The 19,834-nt window shown below is 62.9% G+C and carries 27 protein-coding genes and 1 pseudogene; 1 reads left to right on the forward strand and 27 read right to left on the reverse strand.

Annotation, left to right across the window (positions count from 1 at the left end):
- On the reverse strand, positions 1-340 hold a 340-nt coding region (locus tag Q0H50_RS00580), incomplete at its 3' end, for a glycosyltransferase (protein WP_294418214.1).
- 342 nt (positions 341-682) lie between these two features.
- Here Q0H50_RS00580 and Q0H50_RS00585 point away from each other — a divergent pair.
- A complete protein-coding gene (locus tag Q0H50_RS00585) occupies positions 683-1,093 on the forward strand; it encodes a GtrA family protein (protein WP_294418217.1) in 411 nt (136 codons plus the stop codon).
- A 303-nt stretch (positions 1,094-1,396) separates the two neighbouring features.
- On the opposite strand, the gene Q0H50_RS00590 is transcribed toward Q0H50_RS00585, so the two are convergent.
- The 26 genes and pseudogenes from Q0H50_RS00590 to Q0H50_RS00715 all read right to left on the reverse strand — a co-directional run bounded on the left by Q0H50_RS00590 (position 1,397) and on the right by Q0H50_RS00715 (position 19,791).
- A complete protein-coding gene (locus Q0H50_RS00590; RefSeq protein ID WP_294418219.1) occupies positions 1,397-2,425 on the reverse strand; it encodes a GH25 family lysozyme in 1,029 nt (342 codons plus the stop codon).
- A 1-nt stretch (position 2,426) separates the two neighbouring features.
- Positions 2,427-3,077: a C39 family peptidase gene (locus Q0H50_RS00595; RefSeq protein WP_294418221.1), complete on the reverse strand. Its 651-nt coding sequence runs from the start codon at positions 3,075-3,077 to the stop codon at positions 2,427-2,429.
- Positions 3,078-3,079: 2 nt separating this feature from the next.
- Positions 3,080-3,388: a hypothetical protein gene (locus tag Q0H50_RS00600; protein WP_294418223.1), complete on the reverse strand. Its 309-nt coding sequence runs from the start codon at positions 3,386-3,388 to the stop codon at positions 3,080-3,082.
- An 11-nt stretch (positions 3,389-3,399) separates the two neighbouring features.
- On the reverse strand, positions 3,400-3,741 hold the full coding sequence (locus tag Q0H50_RS00605) for a hypothetical protein (RefSeq protein WP_294418226.1): 342 nt from the start codon (positions 3,739-3,741) through the stop codon (positions 3,400-3,402).
- A gap of 1 nt (position 3,742) precedes the next feature.
- Entirely contained in the window at positions 3,743-3,910 is a 168-nt protein-coding gene (locus tag Q0H50_RS00610) for an XkdX family protein (RefSeq protein WP_294418228.1), read from the reverse strand.
- Complete coding sequence (locus Q0H50_RS00615) at positions 3,910-4,236, reverse strand: hypothetical protein (RefSeq protein WP_035136723.1); 327 nt, start codon at positions 4,234-4,236, stop codon at positions 3,910-3,912. The genes Q0H50_RS00610 and Q0H50_RS00615 overlap by 1 nt, the downstream gene beginning before the upstream one ends.
- A gap of 138 nt (positions 4,237-4,374) precedes the next feature.
- Positions 4,375-5,586, reverse strand: a complete 1,212-nt coding sequence (locus tag Q0H50_RS00620; RefSeq protein WP_294418233.1) for an RNA-directed DNA polymerase — start codon at positions 5,584-5,586, stop codon at positions 4,375-4,377.
- 192 nt (positions 5,587-5,778) lie between these two features.
- Positions 5,779-5,916, reverse strand: a pseudogene (locus Q0H50_RS00625) (DUF6273 domain-containing protein); the annotation flags it as partial.
- Between the two features lie 34 nt (positions 5,917-5,950).
- A complete protein-coding gene (locus tag Q0H50_RS00630) occupies positions 5,951-6,421 on the reverse strand; it encodes a hypothetical protein (RefSeq protein WP_294418236.1) in 471 nt (156 codons plus the stop codon).
- Between the two features lie 105 nt (positions 6,422-6,526).
- Positions 6,527-7,444, reverse strand: a complete 918-nt coding sequence (locus Q0H50_RS00635) for a DUF6273 domain-containing protein (RefSeq protein WP_294418237.1) — start codon at positions 7,442-7,444, stop codon at positions 6,527-6,529.
- 12 nt (positions 7,445-7,456) lie between these two features.
- Positions 7,457-8,182, reverse strand: a complete 726-nt coding sequence (locus tag Q0H50_RS00640) for a hypothetical protein (protein ID WP_294418240.1) — start codon at positions 8,180-8,182, stop codon at positions 7,457-7,459.
- A gap of 10 nt (positions 8,183-8,192) precedes the next feature.
- On the reverse strand, positions 8,193-8,447 hold the full coding sequence (locus Q0H50_RS00645) for a hypothetical protein (RefSeq protein ID WP_035136719.1): 255 nt from the start codon (positions 8,445-8,447) through the stop codon (positions 8,193-8,195).
- Positions 8,437-9,519 (reverse strand): hypothetical protein, encoded by a 1,083-nt coding sequence (locus Q0H50_RS00650; RefSeq protein ID WP_035136718.1) that lies wholly within the window; start codon positions 9,517-9,519, stop codon positions 8,437-8,439. The genes Q0H50_RS00645 and Q0H50_RS00650 overlap by 11 nt, the downstream gene beginning before the upstream one ends.
- Positions 9,512-11,821, reverse strand: coding sequence for a fibronectin type III domain-containing protein (locus Q0H50_RS00655; protein ID WP_294418244.1), 2,310 nt, complete (start codon positions 11,819-11,821; stop codon positions 9,512-9,514). Before Q0H50_RS00655 ends, Q0H50_RS00650 begins: the two co-directional genes overlap by 8 nt.
- Before the next feature lie 2 nt (positions 11,822-11,823).
- Positions 11,824-14,421 (reverse strand): tape measure protein, encoded by a 2,598-nt coding sequence (locus Q0H50_RS00660; protein ID WP_294418247.1) that lies wholly within the window; start codon positions 14,419-14,421, stop codon positions 11,824-11,826.
- Positions 14,414-14,650, reverse strand: a complete 237-nt coding sequence (locus tag Q0H50_RS00665; RefSeq protein ID WP_035136714.1) for a hypothetical protein — start codon at positions 14,648-14,650, stop codon at positions 14,414-14,416. The genes Q0H50_RS00660 and Q0H50_RS00665 overlap by 8 nt, the downstream gene beginning before the upstream one ends.
- Before the next feature lie 149 nt (positions 14,651-14,799).
- A complete protein-coding gene (locus Q0H50_RS00670; RefSeq protein ID WP_035136713.1) occupies positions 14,800-15,261 on the reverse strand; it encodes a hypothetical protein in 462 nt (153 codons plus the stop codon).
- Between the two features lie 11 nt (positions 15,262-15,272).
- Positions 15,273-15,812: a phage major tail protein, TP901-1 family gene (locus Q0H50_RS00675; protein ID WP_294418254.1), complete on the reverse strand. Its 540-nt coding sequence runs from the start codon at positions 15,810-15,812 to the stop codon at positions 15,273-15,275.
- 16 nt (positions 15,813-15,828) lie between these two features.
- Positions 15,829-16,248, reverse strand: coding sequence for a DUF5072 family protein (locus tag Q0H50_RS00680; protein ID WP_294418256.1), 420 nt, complete (start codon positions 16,246-16,248; stop codon positions 15,829-15,831).
- Between the two features lie 9 nt (positions 16,249-16,257).
- The gene (locus tag Q0H50_RS00685) at positions 16,258-16,623 is read right to left on the reverse strand and encodes a hypothetical protein (RefSeq protein ID WP_052043990.1); all 366 of its coding nucleotides are present in this window, start codon (positions 16,621-16,623) and stop codon (positions 16,258-16,260) included.
- Entirely contained in the window at positions 16,611-16,925 is a 315-nt protein-coding gene (locus Q0H50_RS00690) for a hypothetical protein (RefSeq protein WP_035136711.1), read from the reverse strand. The genes Q0H50_RS00685 and Q0H50_RS00690 overlap by 13 nt, the downstream gene beginning before the upstream one ends.
- Complete coding sequence (locus tag Q0H50_RS00695; RefSeq protein ID WP_052043989.1) at positions 16,922-17,266, reverse strand: hypothetical protein; 345 nt, start codon at positions 17,264-17,266, stop codon at positions 16,922-16,924. The genes Q0H50_RS00690 and Q0H50_RS00695 overlap by 4 nt, the downstream gene beginning before the upstream one ends.
- A gap of 2 nt (positions 17,267-17,268) precedes the next feature.
- Positions 17,269-18,357, reverse strand: a complete 1,089-nt coding sequence (locus Q0H50_RS00700; protein WP_052043988.1) for a minor capsid protein E — start codon at positions 18,355-18,357, stop codon at positions 17,269-17,271.
- A gap of 16 nt (positions 18,358-18,373) precedes the next feature.
- Entirely contained in the window at positions 18,374-18,688 is a 315-nt protein-coding gene (locus Q0H50_RS00705; RefSeq protein ID WP_178414293.1) for a hypothetical protein, read from the reverse strand.
- The gene (locus Q0H50_RS00710) at positions 18,675-19,373 is read right to left on the reverse strand and encodes a DUF4355 domain-containing protein (protein WP_178414294.1); all 699 of its coding nucleotides are present in this window, start codon (positions 19,371-19,373) and stop codon (positions 18,675-18,677) included. The genes Q0H50_RS00705 and Q0H50_RS00710 overlap by 14 nt, the downstream gene beginning before the upstream one ends.
- A 157-nt stretch (positions 19,374-19,530) precedes the next feature.
- Complete coding sequence (locus Q0H50_RS00715) at positions 19,531-19,791, reverse strand: hypothetical protein (RefSeq protein WP_178414295.1); 261 nt, start codon at positions 19,789-19,791, stop codon at positions 19,531-19,533.
- Positions 19,792-19,834: the final 43 nt, after the last annotated feature.

Genomic DNA, 19,834 nt, shown 5'->3' on the forward strand with positions numbered 1-19,834 from the left:
CGTCAGCGAAAAGCGGCGCGAGCAGGGCCGGGGCGGCCTCGGCGGGGTAGGTGTCGTCGCCGTCGACCATGAGGTAGGCCTCGGCGTCGATGTCGCGCATCATCTGGCGCACGACGTTGCCCTTGCCCTGGCGGCGCTCCACCTTGACCGTGGCCCCGTGGGCGCGCGCGATGTCGCCCGTGCCGTCGGAGGAGTTGTTGTCGTAGACGTACACGGCCGCATCGGGCAGCACGCGGCGGAAGTCGTCGACCACCTTGCCGATGGTGACGGCCTCGTTGTAGCAGGGTATGATGATGGCCACGCCTTTGCCCGTGAGGGCGGCCTTGTCGGTTTCAGTCACCGGGCGCTCCTTCGTGAAAGTTGAATGCACAAGTACTTGCATGCTACTCGAAACCGCGTGGTTTCGCTACGTGAATGCTTCGCTTTCCGCAGTATATGCGCGGATGGCGTGGGATTGTTGTGCCGATGGGGCAAGGGGTGCCATAATCGTCGGGTTGCGCAGCATCCGTTTTCGCGATCCGCACGGGTTGTTCGGCGTGCTGCCGAAACGATGCGCCGCCTGGATGCTCAAGGTCGGTCCCACGGCATGCGCGGCACTGAATGAAATAGGTACCGAGGCGGGCCTTGCCTGAGGGCCCGACGAATGCGGGATGCCCCCGCTTGCGATGGAGAGGAGCCCTGCGTGAAGAAGCTTATCGCGCAGCTTATGAAGTTCGGCGTGGTCGGCGTGATCGCGTTCGTCATCGATTACGGCCTGCTTGCCCTGCTCACCGAGGCGTTCGGCGTGAACTACCTGGTCAGCGCCACCATCTCGTTCACGGTGTCGGTGGTGTTCAACTACGTGGCGTCCATGCGCTACGTGTTCACCCATAAAGAGGATATGTCCCGGCGCCGCGAGTTCATCATCTTCGTGGTGCTGTCGGTCATCGGCCTGGGCATCAACAACGCGTGCATGTGGGCGGGCGTCGAGCTTCTGGGCGTGCATTACCTGATCACCAAGATCTTCGCCACCGCCGTGGTCATGGTATGGAACTTCGTCACCCGAAAGATCTTCCTGGACGCCGGCGACGCGCCGCAGGGGCAGCAGGCGTAATCGCCGCTGCGTCTGATGGTGCGCTTCGCCCAAGGCTTTTATCTGGCAGGTGGGCGCGTTGGATGATGAAGTGCCCGACGCTGGAGGCGTGTGCGCTGGATGACGGGGCGCCCGATGCTGGAGGTGAACGCGTCCGACGACATGGCTCCCGGCGCTGAACTACGATGCGAGAAACAACGAACCCGCCAGACTTGACACCTGGCGGGTTCGAGGCAAATCGGAATGGTGCACCGTTTGCGCATCTCCTCGAACCGAGGTGTGCGCAGTCGGCACGATCATCTTCGTTAGGATACCACGAGCGGCCTAGGAAACAACCAGGCGCATGCCGGGATAGATCAGATTCGGGTTTGAGATGCCGTTCTTGGCGGCGAGATCCTGATAGGTCGTGCCGTACTTTGAGGCGATTCCAGAAAGGGTGTCGCCGCTCTGCACCACGTACACCTGCTCGGTCTCGGCCTGGCCGTTGATCACCGCCATGACCTCGTCGTAGCGCGGCCCCAAAACAGCCTTGCGGCGGCTGCCGTTGCCGTAATCGCCCGCCCATGTCTCCTTTGCCAGATCCTCGGCGGATGCCGTGAGGATGTGATTCACGAGCGACTGCACCTCCTGGTAGCGGTCGCCCAGCGCGTGCTTGCGGTCGTCGCCGTCTCCGAGCTCGCCAGCGAGCACCTTCGCCGCGAGGTCTGCCGCAGGCGTCTCGTCGATGCCGTGGATAAGCGAGTCGGGATCGCCGTTGGAGCCGCCCGCCATGGCCTCCCACTCCGCACGGGAGATATAGCACTTGTTGATGTCGAGGTTGCCCGCCCAGCCGTCCAAACGCCCGCAAGAGGAGTACTGGCGGATGGCGCAATCGTAAGCGCCCTCGTGCCACGGCGCGTCCTGGTAGCCAGTGGGATTCATGTCGGCGTACTGCGCCACCCACGTCTTAGCATCGGTGAGGCCCCACGGGAACACGCTCTTGGATGCGTAGATACCGATGCGATCCACGCTCACGCCAAGAAGCTCGGCAAGGCGCTCGGCCATGGCCTTGAGGTAGGACGTGTCGCCCCATGCCTTGTTGCCCTGATCCTCCCAGTCGATGAAGAACGCGGCCTTGCCGACGTAGCCCTTGCAGTGCTCGTAGAAGTACTCGGCCTCCGCCTCGGCATCGCCGCCGTTGACGTAGTGGTACACGCCCACGAGCTTGCCAAGGCCGATCGCCTGCTGGACCTGGCGGTCGCAGTCTGGCGACACGTAGCGCGTGCCCTCGGTGGCCTTGCAGATAACGAAGTCGAACGGGACGGCCGCGAGGTTGATGCCGTTCTGCCAATTGCTGATGTCGATTCCGTTCATTCTATTCAGCGCTCCCTATCGCTATGAAATAAGCCCAATCAACTTGTTCGTACCGTTCGCGGCTCAGACGCACCACGCCCTCGTAGGGGTCGTGGAAGGTCGCCGTCTCGCCGTCCCACCCGCAGAGCAGGACGATGTGACCGCCGTAGCTCTTGCCGCCTTCGCGCAGCCGGCCCGTTAGGCTGCAAAACACCATCCACCCGCTTGCCGCCTCGTTCAGTGCGGCATCGGCGTTGTCGTGGATAGGCGTGTAGCCCAAAGCCTGGTCGTTCGCGTTCATCCAACGGCAGAACTTCTCCATGTCGTTCACGCCGTCCGTGAGGCACGATTCGCCAACGAATCCCAGCATCTGCTCCGGCGTGCACGTCTGGCCGTAGAGCCATTCCCACGCCATGGCCGCGCACGTGAGGCCGCAGCCGGCAGCGGCCAGGTCTTCGCCCGCATACGAAAGCCCGCCCCAGCGCTCGTCTGCTTGGAGGTAGACGGGCACCTCGGCGGGCTTGTCGAGCGGCTTGTCGTAGATGACGGGCAAAGGCTCCTCCTTTGGCGCCTTCGGCACGTTAGAGGCTATAAGCGCCACGTCGGCGAAGGCGGCGAGCAGGGCCAGCAGCGAGACGGTGGCGGCGATGCGTGCGAGGCGCTTGCCGCCCATTCCTAGTCGTCCTTCTTCGGAGCGCCCATGGCAAGCAGTGCGTCGAGCCACTTGTCGGTCACGCCGACCGCTTTGAAGGCCGCATATGCCACCTGCACGCCGCCGACGCAGGCGAAGATCGCGGTGACCCACGCGCCGGGGTCGGTCGGGATTCCGTTGGCCATTGCGGTTAGGGCGCCGAAGAGCGCCGAAGCGGCGATGGCGAGCCAACGCGCGGCGTTGCCGCCCATGGCCTCGGACTTGATCGCCTGGATGATGAACGGAAGGATTACGGAAGAGATAACGGCGAGAGCCGCCTGGATCGTGGTCATGGTCTGCTCCTTTAGTCGATTACGGGCATCTTCATGGCGTCTTCGTAGAGGCGCGTTCCGGTGCCGTTGCCGCCCAGCCCGTGGTAGGCGGCGTAGACGTTTTCGAGGTGTTTGCGGTCTGCGACCGTCAAGCCGCCTTGACGGACTGCCTGCTCATGGATGTTCTTCAGCTCGCGCCAAAGCAGCGCACGCACCCCCATCCTCAAGGCCTCGTCCGTCGCCTTTTCCGCCTCGGTGCGCTCGACAGCCTTGCGTCCTTGCGATTTGAGTGCCGCCACCAAGGCGGATACCACGGAGCCGACGAGGCCAGACACGATGGCGGTGACCGCCACGGTGTACACGAGGTCGTTCACGCTAAGCCCCCGTGTACTCTTCGCCGGTGATTTCCTTGTACTCGTCGGCGGTGATCCATTTGCACTCGACAGCCTTGTAGACGCGCGCCTTGCTCCAAAGGTCTTTGTCGTAGTACTTCTTGACCTTCGCGAAGTGCTTGGAATGCTCAACGGTTTTCTTCGTAGCCATTACTGGTCACCTCCCACGGTCATGAGCAGGTAGTCGATGTTCGCCGTGTTGGTCTCGGTCTGCGTCGGCTGGGACGCCTGCTCGCGCATCTGTTCGAGCAGCGCCGGGAGGTCGGGCACCTCGCCGTTGGCGTAGGCGGCGAGCGCGGAGGTGTAGGCGAGCTTTCGCGCCTTCCGCTCCACGTACTCGTCATCGTCGATAACGCCCGCGTCGTGCGCCGCGTCGGGGTCGCCGATCTGCGACAGCAGGTCGCGCAGGGCGTTGACCTCGGCCAGGGTGCCGTCTCGAAGCTCGTCGGGGCGCGGCATGTCTTCCTCAGTGTCCATGCGGACTCCTTCCTTATCGGGGAATGTGCCGCCATCGTATTAGCGCCGTGAGATTGCCTGGCCGTTTGGGCGGGCGCGAAGAAAGAAGGCGCGCCGCAGCACGCCTTCGCTGTCTTGGTTATTTCGTTTTCGACCCGTCTAGGCCGCCGTTTTGAGTTGCCGCCCTTCCGCTATGGCGAGGGCGTTCCGCCCGAATCGTCTCTCGGGCTTGATTGCATTGAGCAACCCCCCCCCCGCGAGATTTTCGAACAGGCTGCGGTACAGCGCGTCCATGGCCAGCACGCTGCGGTGCGCGTCCAAGTGAGCCATGCCGCCGCGCCAGCTCTGGTAGCTCTGCTGCACCTGCTCGGGCGTCATGACCCCCTCGGCCACCATGCGGGCCATCTTCTTCAGCTTGCGTCGCTCGCGCGTGATGGAGTCGCGGCACGGCTTCATGACGATGCGGCCCGTTTCGGTGTAGAAGATGCGCTTCTTCAGCCACGTGAAGCCGCGCGTCAGCTTCACCACGCGGGTCTTGCGCGGGTTCAGCGCGATGCCGAGCTTCGCGCACTCGTGCTCTATCAGCAGAAGGCACACTTGCAGGTACTCCTTGGACTCGTGGATCAGGTAGAAGTCGTCCATGTAGCGCCCGTAGGCCTCGGGGCGCAGCATCTCGGCCACGTAGTGGTCGATGCGGTTGGGGTGCGCCACCGCGCATATCTGGTTTGGCTCGCTGCCCAGGCCCAGGCCGACCTCGCCCTGCGCGTCTATCAGGCGGTGCTCAAGGGCGACCACGCGCGGGTCGAGCAGCGCGTCGGCCACCTGCCGCTTGACCGGCTCGTGGGCAATGCGCGCGAAGTAGTCGGAGAAGTCGCCCAGCAGTATGTAGCCCTCGCGCCCATGCCGCCGCCAGTGGTCGGCCAGGTGGCGCTTGAGCAGCTTAAGGGCGTAGTCGGTGCCGCGCCCCTTGATGTTGGCGGAGTTCGCGGATACGAGCGTGGGGACTATCGCGGGCACGAGGGCGTTCTGGGACAGCGACTTCTGCACCACGCGCTCGGGGAAGTGCACTGCACTGATGTGGCGCAGCTTGCCGCGCTCCCACAGGTCGAAGCGGATGAAACCCCGGCATATGTCGCGGCCCTCCAAAAGGTCTTGGCGCGATTTCACGGCGTTTCGCAGGTAGTCCTTCATGTACCGCTGCGTCGAGGCCTTCCACATGACGCCACGCGCGGCCTGCTTGGAAGCCTTGCACAGGCTGTTGAGGTCGGCCACCGTCTCAAGGGTGCACGCCTTGACGCGCTCGGCCTTGGCCCTGGCGCGCTTCTCCTCGCGGCGCTTCCGGCGTGCGGCCCGCCTTTGCTCCGAGTTCATAGAAGGCACCCCGCACGGCTTTCAATGTGGCTCTGGCAGCCGCTTGAGGTATGGCCATGAAACGCGGCGAAGCCACGGAGCGCCGCGCCATGCAAGCAGCGTCCGGCCACCCTCGCGGGGTGCGTATTTACGGGCTCGCGCCCGATGGTCGCGCCTTCCTTCCTCTCCGCGCTCTGCTTTCGGCCCGTTGGCCTACTCGGTCTGGCAGTAAGGGAATCCGGGGCGGGGGCGAACCCAGGTGGTCGTCGCCGAGTTGTAGTTGGCATTGCCGTTATTGTTGACGTAGCACACGTTGGACGAGGAGCCACCCATGACGGAACGCAGCCACCAATTGTACCGATATACAAGACGGGACCGCCGCCCATTATAGCGAACGCAGGCGCTCTAGCTCGGCCTCGGCCTCGGCTATGCGCTCCTCTGTCGACTTCTTGCCGGTGACGCGCACGTTCTTGCGCGCGCCCTTGAGCAGCTTGATCTCCTCATCGACCATGCCCGCCAGCGCCTCGAAGCGGTTGGCGTTCACGGGCAGGCCTATGTCCATGAGGCACTGCATGTCGAGCATCAGCTGCTCGCAGTCGGCTATCGCCAGCGTCAGGTAACGCTTGCGCTCAAGTGCGTTGAACGAACTGTTGGGGTAGAAGCAGTCGGCGCGGTTGACGTTGTATACGATGCTGCGCGCGGTCTCCACCGTGGGGACTGCGTTCAGCAGCCTGTAGGCTTTCGGCACGACCGACGAGGAGGCCATGAGCTTGTTGACCTCCACGCGGATGGCGATGGCCTGCGTGAAGAACTTGTACTCGGACACCTCGCGGTTTCGCTGGTAGACGCCGCTCATGGCACCTCCCGGAAATAGTGGCGAAAAAAACGGCCCGCTGCGCGGGCAGGGATGCGACCGCGCAAGGCGGTCGCATCGAAAGAGAAGTATAGAGCACTCGGCTGGCTAGCCGACGAGGAAGCCGGGGCGGGGGCGAACCCAGGTGGTCGTCGCCGAGTTGTAGTTGGCATTGCCGTTATCGTAGACGTAGCACACGTAGGACGAGGAGCCACCCATGACGGAACGCAGCCACCAAGAGTACCGAGTTCCGTTCAAGCGGTGCGCGGTATCGCGGAACAGGTCGAACTGGCAGTCGAAGCCCACGCTGTAGCCCTTGGTGCCCCACACTGGGCAGCCGTACACCTCCATCTCTGACAGGGACCACACCTTGCCGATATCCTGCCAGCTCCAGTTGTTGGAGTCGGTGAGCGCCCCGCTCGCGCTGTACCTCTCCTCCAGCAGGACGCGCTGGGTGAGCAGGTACTTGGTCAGGCCCTCGGGCAGGCACGCCTCGAAGGCCGTCTCCCACGCCTTGAGGTTGCTCCCCAGGTAGGGGTTCTTGGTCTCGGCCGTCCCTTGGTTGGTGTTGGTGGTGTTCCACATCAGAAAGCTGTCGTTGGCCACGCCGGTCACGGTTTTGGCCACGGACACGGGAGCGGACGCCACGAACGCGATGTGGTGCCCCTTGCTGTTGTCGCCGCAGTACAGGTACGGGTCGATGTGGGCCAAAAGGAAACGCACGGACTGCTGGGCCGCCACGTTTGACGCGCTCACGAGCGGCACGTCGATGTAGTCGCCCACGCGCATGCCGCTGAAGTTCGCGGCCTGCACGCGCTTGTGCAGCGCGTCGTAGATGGTGACGGAGCCGGAGACCTCGCCCGCGAGAAGCGTTGCGAGCGACTGGCCCGGGTACTTGCCGATCAGGCCCTGTCGGTTGTACTCGGCGTTGTTGAGAGCCGTGGTGGCGTTGGTGCGGGCCAGTGAGTCGATGATCTCATGGCTCACCCCGTTCACGTTAAAGCGCTCGGCGTTTACGTTTGCCATTCGTTTTCCTTTCTATGCGAGCACGATGGTCGTGCCGGATACCGTGCAGGAGGAACCGAGTTTTACGGTTCCGTCCTCGAACGTTGCCTTTGAAGACGGCGCGTACACCGTGCCGTCCATGAACACGAACTTGCCGCTCGACTCAGCGAGCATGTTTGCCAGGATCGCGTTCTGCTCGCGCAGCGCCGCGATGTCCGAATCGCCCGCGCTTCCTTGCGCAACGGAGTTGGCGATCTGCAACGCCTGGTTGGCCGCCGCGTCAGCACGCGATGCCGCGCCGTTTGCCGCCGAGGTCGCGTTGCTCGATGCCTGTTGGTCGGCGATATGCTCGTCATGGCGCTGGCTTTCGGCCTTTTTGCGTTCGATCTCGGCGTTCGATCGGCTCGTCTCGTTGTTCTGGCGCGTGGTTTCGGCATTCTTTCGCGCAGTTTCGTTGTCTTGACGTGTTGTCTCGGCGTTCTTGCGCGACGTCTCGTTGTTCTTGCGGGTTGTCTCGTTGTTGCCGCGCTCGGTCTCAGCCGTTTTCCGAGCGTTCTCGTTTGACACGCGCGTTTTCTCGGCCGTTTCAGCGCTTTCCGTCATGGTCTTGCAGTTGGCGGCTGCTGTCTTTGCCTCTTCCGCCGCCTCCACGGCAAGCGTTGACTCGATGCGGTAAATAGAGCCGTCAGTCGTTCTCACGCGGTCGATGTTGCCGTTCTCGTTGAGGACAAACGCCGCGATCTGCGTTTCGTCTGCCATCGCACCTCCTCTACTTCGCGATGATTCCGGTTACTATGGCCTGCGGCCCGATCGTCTCGACAATGCAGCGGTCGCCTGCCTTGGCGCTTGAACAGCCAGTGGTCATCGGTAGACCGGAAAGCGTGGCCCCCGACATCGAGACGGTAACCTTCGCGTCGGATATCGATTTGACCGTGGCGAAGCCCATGGAATGGCCCGAGCCGCCTTTCGGCGTGAAAAGCTCGGCGAGCATGTCGCCCGCGTTGCTTATGTCGTTAACGTTCAAAGCGTCTCATCTCCAATTCCATCGGGCATCCTCCCACGAGGGTGAGAGTCTGCTTCCTGATTGCGAAGTTCCCGCTGATACCCTCGCTTGGCCAGCGCACGTCGATAGCGTCGGAAATGCCGACGGGCGCGTAGATGTGTGTGGCCGTTAGGCGGTGGATAGCCGATTGCTCTGTGGCAAGCAGGCTTTGCGCCTCGGCATTCGCGTTTGCCTGCCGCTCGGCTGCTGTGCTTCCGTGAGGAAGCTCGCTTCGCGTGTAGGAAACCGCCTTGCGCCAGCCACGGCGCACGGTCGAGTACTCGCTGTTCGGGTCGGAGTCGATGGCGGTGCCGCGTATGCTCTCGTCGCTCGTCGAGTAGTCGATATGGACGACGTTCGCTACCTTCGACTTGTCGAACTCCTCGGTGCCGTCGTCCACGAAGCGTGCGCCCTTGCCCTCTTCCATGACCATGGTTGGCGCTCGCTTGTCGGGCTCGATGTACTTCCGCAGCAGCACTCGGCCCAGCGGGTCGCATGAAGCGGAGCTGAACCCAGCCGCCGCGAGAAGCGCGTTGACAGCCTTTAGGCGGGTTCGGTAGTTGCTCTCTCCGTTTCCGATCGCTCCGACCACCCACGCCGTCGTGAGCTTGAAGTCCGATTGGTCGGCGATCACCTCAAGGCCGGCCTCGCGCAGCAGCTTCGCCGCATAGTCAACGGCGTTCGTGCCGGCGGGAACCGATCTCGGCTGGTCGAACTCGTCCTCGTCAACTTCGGCCAATCGCCCGGAAAGGTCTGCCTCGGCCAGCGCCTGGCCGATCGGGCGCTTCGGCGTTGACACGAGGAAGGTTCCAAGAGGCTCAAGGTGAATAGAGCCATCTGGGAACGCTGCCTCAAGGTACACGCGCAAAAGGTCGCTCCCGAGGTCTAGCGCGCCCTTGTAGCTGACCTTGCCCGTCTCGTAGTTGGTATCCAGGTTGCGCTCGATCGTCCCGCCGTTGCAGATGTTCCTAAGCCGCTCGACGTCTAGGTTCGTCTTGCGGTCTACGCGCATGTAGCGGTAGGACGATGCGAAGCGCTTCTTCCAATCAGGCATTGTTCGGCTCCTCGAATACGTCGTGCTCTATCTTCACGGATGCCGACCAAAGCCCCGGCGCTTTGAGCGATTCGCTGAACGTCATCGCTCCGAAGGCGCGCTCGCCAGCGAGGCCGCGCCACCAGCCCTGCCATTGGCTCTTCATGGCGCGTCGGAAGGCGTCGTGGCCGTCGCGGCGGAAAAGGCACGAGGCGGATGTGGCAAGGTCGCACTCGTCGAGCAGGTACGACATCGGAAGCCCGCCGTTCTCCCCGCCGTCGGCGAAGTGGTAGCTCTTGTAGCTGCGCGCCGCAGACGTGGAGTAGCCCGCATCAAGCTCCATCTTGATGAGCGTTGACGCATCCTGCCCGAAATTGAGCGCCATGCAGCTCGCAAGCAGCTTCGCGTCGATCTCGGCATACGCAGACGTTCCGTTCGCGGCCGTGCCTGTTGCGCGGTACTTCATGTCCGCATTGAGCGGCGGAACGCGGTCGATCGTCTCCTGGGCATCGAGCAGGCCGCTTGCCAGCGTGCTTGAATCATCGTCGTAGATTCGCTCGACGATGAAGCTCTCGCACTTCGATGCGCTGCCAAGCACAAGCTCGTGGCCATCGCACGTGATCGTTCCCAACATGGGAAGCTCGTTGTTGTCCTCGTCGTAGGTCATCGGGCCGATAAGCGTCGTTTCCTCGACGTTGTAGGCTGAAACGCCGTTCTCGACCTTCACGTGGCATGTAAGGTCGTCGCCGTAGGAAACGGTGACCACCGGCGTCGCAGGTTCCGCCCAATGCGTCCTGAATCGGCGCGTGGCGGTTTTCGACAACCCGGAGCCGCCGACGACCACAAGCGTGAGCATGTAGTCGATGCCGTTTTTGATGGTCGCGTAGCTGCCGAACTGCACGGGCTGCAAGCTCGTGACGTCTGCGGTGGCGACAACTGCGCCGCCGACCTCGGCAAGGGAAAGCGTTGCCTGGGCGATGCCCGTCTCGTCGGACGCGGCCACGCTTACGGTGAGCGGAACCTGGTCGATCAGGATGCCATCGGTGGCGGGCGATGCCACCCAGCACTGCGGGTAGTCGGCGACGACGATCGCCACATATCCAGACCATGCGCCCCAATCGGCATGGAGGCCCTTGGTGCGCACGCGCGCCTTCCAGTTGCCTTTCGCGAGCGCCACGGATGCGCTTTTGGCGGTCGTGTACGACTTGGTGATCGTCTCTGGGCCGCTGAACTCGATCTGCGCGGCGGTCTGTGCCGAGCCGTCCTGATGGTTGGGCACCCATGCCACGCTTGCCGCTGTTCCGGTCGGCACGACGGAGCTTGCGGTCACCTTCGGGGCGAGCGGCGGCGTGATCGTCGTGACGGAGTTCGATTTGACCCACGAGGAGGCAAGGCTTCCGCGCTTGGCCCTGACCCTGTATACGACCGTTCCCGCAGGAGCGGCCTTGTCGTGTAGGTCGAGCCAAGCGGGGTCTTCACCCTCGGTGCTGGCCGTTATGGACGACCATGTGCTGCCGCCGTCCGTCGAGCGCTGGATGTCCCATGCGGCTGCATATGTCCAAGCACCGTAGACGCGAAGCGTTACTTCGGTGGCGCCCGCCTTAACGGCCTCCACGCGCGATGGCGCGGAGGGCGTGGTGTAGGCGGTTCCGCAGGACACGTGCGTGGAATTGCCGCCAGGGCCGTGGGCGCAAAGGCGGTACTCGTATTTATGGCCCGGCTTCGTGGAGTTGTCGGTGTAGTTGGTCACGTCCCACGACACGTCGGCGATATTGACCCATGAGCCGTCGTCGGTGCGTCGATCGACGTACACGCCAGCCCAAGGGTATGCGCCGTCCATGCCCGTGTAATCGACGTCCCACGTGATCTTGTGCGAGGTGTCGGAAACGCGAGCAAGCTTCGGATTCCTGGGCGGATGCGGCTGCGAGTACCCGCGCTGGGGAATCCAAGCGTACTCCGTTGCCCAGGCGTCGCCGCCCGCGCTGCCGTAGTAGTTGTTGTACGTCTTGCCGTAGACGTGGATCTGCACGGAGCAGTTCCAGCCGCTGGCTCCGCGCCCGACGTCCACGGTGAAGGTCACGGCGTCGCGCGTGGCCCAGTTGCCGTAGTTGTTGAGCAGCACGTCGCGCGACCTGTAGGTGACGCCGTTGACGATTACGTCATAGTGCGTGCCGTACTGCGCGGCGTACTTGTCTTCGAGCGCGGCGGTGACTGTGATGCGCGAGGTGGTGTCATTGACGGTGTTCACCGCATCGACCGAGATGTAGCCGCAATACCAGCGGTTGAGCCCCGCGATCTGGATCTCTCTTGTATAGGTTCCCACGTCTACCTCCTCGCCGTGGAAGAGCGGCGTGCGGCGGATACCAGCACGTCGATGGCGTTAGCCACCGCGATGTCTGCGTCTGCCGTGTTGCCGTCGATGGTCATGTAATAGGTGTCGCCGCCGGCCACCGCTCCGACTGCGGCTGCGGCTCCGGTCTCGTAGGTGACATCAGGCCCGCCGAACGACATGCTCAGCTCGTCGGCGAAGCCCGAAACGGTGTCCTTCACGCCCTCGAAGCGCTTCTTGAGGCCCGTTTCGAGCGACTGCATGATCCAGCCGCCGTTGGGGATCAGGAGCCTCAAGTCCTTGCGCTTCGGGCCTTTCAGGCTCGCGATCGTTCCGGCGATGCCGGACACGAAGTCGTAGACGCCGCCGATAGTCGACTTGATGCCGTTGAGCAGGCCGCTCACGATGGAGCTGCCGGCGCTGTAGAGCAGTGAGCCGAGGTTGCCGAGAGCGCCTACGATTCGTCCGGGGATCGAGGAAACGAAGCTCACCACGGAGTTGATGCCGCTCGAAACGCCGTTGGTGATTCCGCTCCAAGCGTTGTTGAGGATGCCCTGCACGGTGTTCCACGCCGAGCTCCAAAGGCTCTGCACGGTCGAGAGGCCGCTTGAGATGAACGACTTGACGTTGTTTATGCCGCCCTGCACGACGGACTTGATCGTGTTCCAGAGGTTCGTCAGCCGATTGCCGATCGCCGACCAGATGGAATCCCAGACGCTTTGGATCAGCGCAAGGCCGTTCGTGATGACCGCCTGGATGAACGCAACACCGCCGTTGACGATGTTCTCGATGATGCTCCATACGCTCGAAGCGAGCGCCTGGATGCCGTTCCACACGCTGCCCCAGTCCTGGTTGATGATGCCGAGGACGATCGTCACGATCGCCTGGATGGCGTTCATCGCTGCGGTGACGATTGCGGAGATGTACGGCCAAACGGCGTCGATAACGGCCTGGATGGCGGTCATGGTTGAGCTGAAGATCTCGACCATGACGGGCAGAACCGTGCTGATGATCGTCTGGATCACCGTAAGAACACCAGTGATTACTTCCTGGATAACGGGCATGTTCGCCGTTATGAGGTCGGTAATCTGCTGGATGATCGGGCAGAGCGTGGTTGTTATCACGAGCGCGATCTGGCCCACCACGTCTATGATCGTGCTGATGATTGGCACGAGTCCCGAAACGATGGTGGCGATCACAGGGGCCACCGCAGCTACCAGGCCGCCAAGTGCGAGCGCGAAGCTGTTCACAACGATAACGGCGGCGGCAAAGAGACCTTGGAGCGGTTCGGCAAGCCCGGTGAGCGACTGGAACGCGGGGGCAAGCGATGACGCGATGCTGGATGCTATGCCGATGATTTGGTTTCGGAACGCCTCGTTGGTGGCCATGCTGTAAGCGAAGATCGCCGCAAATGCAGTGATGGCGGCAACGGCAACGGCGGCAGGTGCGCTCAGCGCCGCAAAGCCTGTGGCAACGCCCTTAATTGCAGGAATAATCCCGCCCGTGAGCGAGTTTGCCAAAGCGCCGAGAACTGGGATCTGGCCGATAAGCCCGCCCAACGACACGGCGGCAAGTCCCGCCAGAGCGGCTGCTGCGATCTTGCCGCCCGTTCCGAGCTGCGAGAGGTCAACGCCCTTGATCTTCTCGGCCAGCCCGTCGAGGAACGTGCAAAGCTTCTCGGCTGCTCCGCCGGTGCGCGTGAGGTTGCCCTGAGCGTCGTAGGTGACGCCCAAGAACTCGCCGAAAGCGGTGGAAAGCGGCTTGATGGCCGCGCGGCACGAGTTGAGAACCCCACGGATGGAGTTGAACACGGGGATGGCGGAGTCCTTGAGCGGTGTCATCCAGTCCTGGCCGATCTTGGAAAGCGCTGCTTTCATGTTCGCCATGGAGCCGGTAAACGACTCGTTGGCTGCTTTTGCGGAATCGCCGAAAGACGCGTACATGGCGTCGGAGAACGTCTGAAAGTCGATCTTGCCGGCTGTGACCATCTTGGAAACCTCGTCGGAGGACTTGCCGAGATAGGTTGATAGCACGGAGATCGCATTGATGCCTCGGTCTGTGAACTGGGCCACCTGCTCGCCCGAGAGCTTGCCGTTGGCGGCAACCTTTGCCCAGATCGACGAGAGGTCGCCGAGGTCTTGAGAGAACGTTGCGGCGGTGCCGACGCAGCCGTTGAGGGCCTTTTCCATGTCGGAGCCTGCCGCAACGCCGGAAGCCGCCAGCTGAGCCGCAGCCGTCGCTGCTGTGTCGAAGCCGAAGGCGGTTCCATCTACGGAATCTTGGATCGTCTGGTAGAAGTCGCCCCATTCGAGCTTCATGCCCTTGAACATGGCCTGCGCCTTCTCGATGTTGAGGGCGCGGCTCATGCCGCCCGTGGCGGCTAGCGTGGTGACGCCTGCGGTCACCGTGCCGATCGCGGTGGCGATGGACTTGCCAACGCTGCCGAAGCTTGAGGCGAAGAAGCCGGCAACCTGCGAGCCTACGGACTTGGCGGTGTCCTTGAGGCCGCTGAGCTTGGAGGCGGACTTGTCGAGGCCGCCGTCCATGTTGGAGCCGTTGTAGGTTCCCTTTGCGGATAGAACGTAATCAGCCATTCGGTTTCGCACCTCCCCATGGCGTCCAAGGCGGGTTCTTGCGGTATTGCTCCTTCAGGGCGTCGATCTCGGCGTGGGTGAAGTCCGTCTCGCGGAACTCGCCGTTGCGCTTCTGCCAGAGCTTGTAGGTCTTCTTGGAAAGGCAGTTGGCTACGGCGACCTGAACCGCATCCTTGAGCAGGTTGGAGTCGCGAACCGTCGCGGTCTCAAGCTCCTTGCGCACGAACATGAGCTGGACGGGCGTGTGCTGGGCGTACTGCTCGTAGTCCCAGCCGAGACGCGCGGCGAAGAACGCGAAATCGGCCTCCCTGTGGAACAGGGCAGCGTCTTCGGCATCCTCGCCGCGCTTTTGAACGGTCTTGAAGTACTCGAAGCCCGTTAGGCGAGTGAGAGCGCGTTCTGTGCGCCCATGAATAAAAAAGCGCAGTCGCGCTGAAGGGCCAGCATCACGGCCTGGTACACGGCGGGGTAGCCGTTGGCCTCGATCAGCTTGTTAACAATCTCCTCGCCCTTGTTCGGGATGAAGTAGCCGCCGCCCACGAGCTTCAGACCGTAGCCGGCAATGGCGGAAAGCTCCTTGAACGTGAACATGCCGTCGTTCTTGTAGAAAGAGGCGATGATGGGCGTGTGGCGCTCCTCGTAGAGGTCGATGCGCTTTCGCGTGAAGGCGATCTCGCACTCGCGCCCCTTGACGGTGAACGTTGCGCGCTCCATCTCTTCGATGTCCTGCTCAAGCTCTCCCTTGAACTCCTCCTTGACGGAATCTTCGAGGGCGTCTTCCAGCTCCTCGTCGGACTCGTTGCCCTCGATGAACTCGTCGAAATCCTTCTCTTCTGCCATTCGTGTGCTCCTTAGTCGTTGGTGACGGTCACGGTCGCTGCGGTGATCTGGTCTTCGGTCGCGGTCTCGTAGAGCCACGGCTTGCCGGAGCCTTGGAACTCCATGGAATAGGTGGTGTTGTCGTCGTTCGGCGCCTCGAAGGTGTCGGAGGTGACAATCGCCAGGCCCATGCGCAGGGGGACGTACTTGGTGTTCGCGGTTGAGCGGATGCGCTTGCAGATCTTCAGGCAGAGGTAGGTGCCGTCGGCGAGCGCCTTGACGACCATCTTCGTGGCCTCGTCGTCGGGCGAGTAGAGGCCGTCGATGGACGCGTCCCAGTCCTTGTTGCTGGCGAAGCGCAGCTTCCAACCGCCGATGGCGTCGTCTTTGGTGGCCGCCTCGGTGGTGTCCTGGTTGAGGTTGAAGGAAAGCCCCTGCTGTCCCGCCACGGCCAGAAGGTTCGCGCCCGTGCTGTCTGTCACGAGCGCCACGATGTCGTTGCCGTTGAGCGCCTTTGCGGTGGCGGAGTCGAAGTCGCACCCAACGAGCTTGTTGTCGGTAACGGAAGCCATTGCGGCCCCTTTCTCGTTATTTGACGCGGAGGCCGTAGCAAACGCGGAAGGTTACCCCCACGATCGCGTGCCCCTCGTCGGTTTCGTCTTTCTTGAGCGTCTGCACGCCGTCGAAGGTCGTGCGGTATAGGGAGAACGGTTCGGGCAGCTCGAACCCATCCGCAAGCGCCTGCTCAAGGCGCTGGATCATGCCGAGAACCTTTGCGTTGCTGTACGGGCGCATAGGCTCGCTTATGCAGTGAACCCATACGCTGATCGCGTCGATGTACATGGTCTTGGTGTTCTCTGGCTGCGTGTTCTGAAGCTCCACGCTGTATAGCGGAGAAGCCCTGTTTTCGGGGCTGTCGTAGCATTTCGTGCCGGTGCCCTGCTCGATCGCGTCAATGAGGCAACCGAGAAACACGGCCAGGCTTAGGCGCTGCACTGCTCGCGGCATCGTTCCTCCTTAGAGCTTCTTCAGCTGGTCGATCAGGTCTTGCTTGAAAATCGGGCGCTGCGTGTCCACGTTCCGCTTGAGGAACCGCTGGCCCTGCACGTAACCGCCGTTCACGGTTCGGTGGCCGTACTCGACGTGCGGCGCATAGCTCTTCGTGTAGCCAACGGTGTCTCCCGAGTGGCCCAGCGACATGCGCAGCTCGCCGTGCGGCCCGCCCGGCCTGGTCTTCTCGGTCGATACGGGCGTTCCGCCGTCGGCTTTGCCACGGTTGAAGATCTGGGCCATGTTCTTCGTGATGACCGCATCGAAGCGCACGGAGGAAAGCCGCTTCAGCTTTCCCGCGAGGTCGTTCACGTCTTGGATCACAAAACCCATGGCTTGAACCCCTTCACGGTGAGGACGGTCGTATCGCCGTCCGCTGATACGTTCGCCAGCTCGTAGGCGTGGCCCTTCACCTCGACCGCGCACATTCCGCCGAAGTCTGCTGCGGGCCTCTTGGTGAGCAGTGAGCGGGTAACGCCGTCGTAGGCGTTGCCCGCGTTGTCTGCCTTGACCTTGTGCCACGGGCCTACGCGAACGAAGAAGTCGAAGGCGGACACCTCGGAGCACACGGGGTTGTGCAGCTCGTCGGTGCCCGTTTGCTCGCGCTTGATCGCAGCCGCCCTGTACCACCTCATCGCCGCGCCCCCATGAACTTGATGCCCTTGGGATGGCACGCATCGCGCAGGGCCTCGATGTCGGCGGAATAGGCGGACAGCACGTCGTCAACGAAGGAGTTCGACATGCTGCCGCCGTCCGATGCAGATTCGGAGGTGCTGCCCTCGTAGCCGCGCAGGCGCAGGGCCTTGATCGCCGCATCCACGGCGATCGACTCGGCGAGGCGCGGCAGCTCGGCCACCTTGAGACGGATGCACAGGCGGTCTGATACCGTCGCGATCATCTCCTCGATAACGGCGTCTGCCGGCACCGCCTCGTCTTCCAGGTAACGCGCCTTTACGCGGTCTGCGAGGGATGCCATGGCTAGCCCTCTACCGGGCGATCGCCATTTTCGAGCGCCTGCTCGGAGGTCGTGTCGATGGTGGCGATGATGTGGCCGTAGACGTTGGGAAGCACGGGGATGAACAGGCCGGAGGCCTTAGTCCACGTGGCAACCGGGTCTTGGGTGTCCCAGCGAACGCAGGTGACGTACTGCTCCTGGCGCTTCTCGTCGAACGCGCCGCCCTGCTCAAGCTCCTCGGGGGTTACGCCCCAAAGGCCGGTGCCAACGGAGCCGTCGTAACCGACGGAGCACATGACGAACTTGTCCTCGGGGAAGAAGCGGCCCTGGGTAACCTTCATGGAGTCGGCGGCGGTGTCGATCACGCCGTAGCGCTCCTCGTCGATGTTCAGCGTGAGGCCGTTGAACTGCTGCGCGAGCAGGTTGTTGACCTGCGCGAGGCTCGGCAGGATGCCGGCACCGTTGATGCCGAAGATCGCCTTCTGCACGGCTGCGTTGCGCTGGATAAGGGAGAACACCTTCTTGGAGGTGATTGCGACGGTGGGGGTCTGGCCCTTGCCGTTGGCGATGGTCACCCACTTGTCGATGTCGCCGATGATGTCGGCGTCGGCGACGGCCCACTTGGTGGCTACCTTCTGGTCGCTGGGGACACCGAAATCGACCTCCATCGAGACGTTGTTCTCGTTGATGGTCATCTTGCCCGTGGAAAGGGCCTCCATCTTGGCCTTCTCGACGCGGGCGACGACGGACTCTGCCATGCGGGCAACGTCGTCGAAGCAGTAGCGGCGCACGGAGTCCATCTGCATGTCGAGGCCGCGCGTGACGAGGCGCAGGCGCTCGGTGAGGTTGATCTTCTCCTTGATGAGCAGCTGCTCGGTGACGACGCGCTCGAACGGAACGCGGGAGGCGATGTGCGCCTCGGTGTCGAAGCCGTGGATCATTGCCACGGTGGGAAGGTTGCCGTTCTCCACGATGCGGGAGTACTCGGCCTCGATGTACTGGGTCTTTTGATCCGGGAACAGTCGGGAGCCGAGGTAGTTTCGCTGGACGTTGAAGCCCTGCGAGAAGTCGAGCATGTCGCGCTCGGTGATGAGCTCGGAAATGGGACGCATCTAAGCTGCTCCTTTCTTACACGAGGTAGAGGCCTGCGGCGGCGAAGTCCGCCTTCTTGGCCTTGGCCTCGGTGGATACCTTGTCGGCCTTGAGTCGGCCCTGGAAGATCACGGCGACGGGGCACTTGTCGGTGTCCGTCATGTCGTAGTCCTCAAGGAACACGCCGAACTCGTCGGTGCCGGTGAACAGCGCACCGGCCTTGATGATCTTGCGACCGTCTACCTCCTTGGCCATGGCCTGGGTAGCGGTTCGCGTCTTGGTGACGATGCCCACCTCGGAATCGAGGATGCTTTCGGACTCGCCGTAGGTGAACGCCTTATTGAGCGCCATCTTTCTTTCCTCCGTTCATTCGGTTGCTGTATGCGGCTGCGAAGCTAGCGCCGAAGGACTGGGGCTTGCCCTCGCTGCCCGCCTTGGGGGGCTGGCGCTTGAGCGCTTCCTGCACTGCGGCGTCTACCGCCTTGGGGAAAAGCTCCTTGATCTTGGAGATCGCGGCGTTGGTGTCGTCCGCCTTCTCCGTCACGAACATGGAAAGAAGCTCGTCGCCGAGGTCGATGCCTGCGGCCTTCAGTTCGGCGCGCGCAACGCCCATCTGCTCGGACAGGTTGATGCGGCGCTCAAGCGCAGCCTTCTCGGCGTTGGCCTTCTCAAGCGCGTACTGCGCGCGCTGCAAGTCGTTCATGCCCGCAAGCTTCTCGGCCTCGCTGCGCTGGTCGTCGGCCTCCTGCTTGATCTGCTCGCGGATTTGCTTCTCGATCTGCGCGCGCTCGCGGGAGATGCGCTTCTTGACGATCTCGTCAACGTCGGCGTCGGTGTAGGTCTTGCCCTTCGTCTTGGGCTTGCTTCCCTTGTCGTCCGGGTCTTCACCCGCGCCCTGCTGGTCGCCTTCGGGGCCTTCGCCCTCGGTGCCCGCCTCTTCGCCAGCGCCTTCGGTTCCCTCGTCGCCTTGCTGCGGCGGGGTGAGGTTTCCGCCCGCTACTCCTGCGAACTTCTGTCGGTTTCCGTCCTTTGCCATGCTTCGTACCCTCCATAAGGTTTCTCGTGGCTCATGCCTGCACGTTTTCCGTAGCTTTTAGCGGGTTCCACGCCTGCCCGAACCGTGGCTTTTAACGACCTCAACGCTCGGTCGGTCTTTGACCATGCGAGTGTCCTTCATGCGTGAGATTCGCCCGTCAGGCGGGTTCCAGGATGTCCTCAAGGCGCTCAAGCGTTGGCATCTCAAGCAGGCGCATGACCTCGCGCCCGCCGTCGGTTACAACGACCATGGGAACGCGGGTGATGCGCTCGGCGTTGTTCAGCCGCTCCATGAGGCCGTCCCATGCCTGATGAACCCTCACGCGCCCCGGGTACTCCTCGGAAAGCGGGTCTATGACCGCTCGGCGGTACGCCTCGCATGACGGGCACCCAGCGCGGGTGATGTATTCGATCTCCATGGCTCCTCCTTGACGCAAAAGAAAAGGCCCCCGTGTTGGGGGC

Source organism: uncultured Senegalimassilia sp., assembly GCF_934632265.1.
Classification (GTDB): domain Bacteria; phylum Actinomycetota; class Coriobacteriia; order Coriobacteriales; family Eggerthellaceae; genus Senegalimassilia.

Coding starts and splice junctions, on each gene's coding strand:
- Q0H50_RS00590 (WP_294418219.1), bottom strand. CDS start 2,425: ATGAACGGAATCGACATCAGCAATTGGCAGAACGGCATCAACCTCGCG.
- Q0H50_RS00595 (WP_294418221.1), bottom strand. CDS start 3,077: ATGGGCGGCAAGCGCCTCGCACGCATCGCCGCCACCGTCTCGCTGCTG.
- Q0H50_RS00600 (WP_294418223.1), bottom strand. CDS start 3,388: ATGACCACGATCCAGGCGGCTCTCGCCGTTATCTCTTCCGTAATCCTT.
- Q0H50_RS00610 (WP_294418228.1), bottom strand. CDS start 3,910: ATGGCTACGAAGAAAACCGTTGAGCATTCCAAGCACTTCGCGAAGGTC.
- Q0H50_RS00615 (WP_035136723.1), bottom strand. CDS start 4,236: ATGGACACTGAGGAAGACATGCCGCGCCCCGACGAGCTTCGAGACGGC.
- Q0H50_RS00620 (WP_294418233.1), bottom strand. CDS start 5,586: ATGAACTCGGAGCAAAGGCGGGCCGCACGCCGGAAGCGCCGCGAGGAG.
- Q0H50_RS00630 (WP_294418236.1), bottom strand. CDS start 6,421: ATGAGCGGCGTCTACCAGCGAAACCGCGAGGTGTCCGAGTACAAGTTC.
- Q0H50_RS00635 (WP_294418237.1), bottom strand. CDS start 7,444: ATGGCAAACGTAAACGCCGAGCGCTTTAACGTGAACGGGGTGAGCCAT.
- Q0H50_RS00640 (WP_294418240.1), bottom strand. CDS start 8,182: ATGGCAGACGAAACGCAGATCGCGGCGTTTGTCCTCAACGAGAACGGC.
- Q0H50_RS00650 (WP_035136718.1), bottom strand. CDS start 9,519: ATGCCTGATTGGAAGAAGCGCTTCGCATCGTCCTACCGCTACATGCGC.
- Q0H50_RS00660 (WP_294418247.1), bottom strand. CDS start 14,421: ATGGCTGATTACGTTCTATCCGCAAAGGGAACCTACAACGGCTCCAAC.
- Q0H50_RS00665 (WP_035136714.1), bottom strand. CDS start 14,650: ATGTTCGTGCGCAAGGAGCTTGAGACCGCGACGGTTCGCGACTCCAAC.
- Q0H50_RS00670 (WP_035136713.1), bottom strand. CDS start 15,261: ATGGCAGAAGAGAAGGATTTCGACGAGTTCATCGAGGGCAACGAGTCC.
- Q0H50_RS00675 (WP_294418254.1), bottom strand. CDS start 15,812: ATGGCTTCCGTTACCGACAACAAGCTCGTTGGGTGCGACTTCGACTCC.
- Q0H50_RS00680 (WP_294418256.1), bottom strand. CDS start 16,248: ATGCCGCGAGCAGTGCAGCGCCTAAGCCTGGCCGTGTTTCTCGGTTGC.
- Q0H50_RS00685 (WP_052043990.1), bottom strand. CDS start 16,623: ATGGGTTTTGTGATCCAAGACGTGAACGACCTCGCGGGAAAGCTGAAG.
- Q0H50_RS00690 (WP_035136711.1), bottom strand. CDS start 16,925: ATGAGGTGGTACAGGGCGGCTGCGATCAAGCGCGAGCAAACGGGCACC.
- Q0H50_RS00695 (WP_052043989.1), bottom strand. CDS start 17,266: ATGGCATCCCTCGCAGACCGCGTAAAGGCGCGTTACCTGGAAGACGAG.
- Q0H50_RS00700 (WP_052043988.1), bottom strand. CDS start 18,357: ATGCGTCCCATTTCCGAGCTCATCACCGAGCGCGACATGCTCGACTTC.
- Q0H50_RS00705 (WP_178414293.1), bottom strand. CDS start 18,688: ATGGCGCTCAATAAGGCGTTCACCTACGGCGAGTCCGAAAGCATCCTC.
- Q0H50_RS00710 (WP_178414294.1), bottom strand. CDS start 19,373: ATGGCAAAGGACGGAAACCGACAGAAGTTCGCAGGAGTAGCGGGCGGA.
- Q0H50_RS00715 (WP_178414295.1), bottom strand. CDS start 19,791: ATGGAGATCGAATACATCACCCGCGCTGGGTGCCCGTCATGCGAGGCG.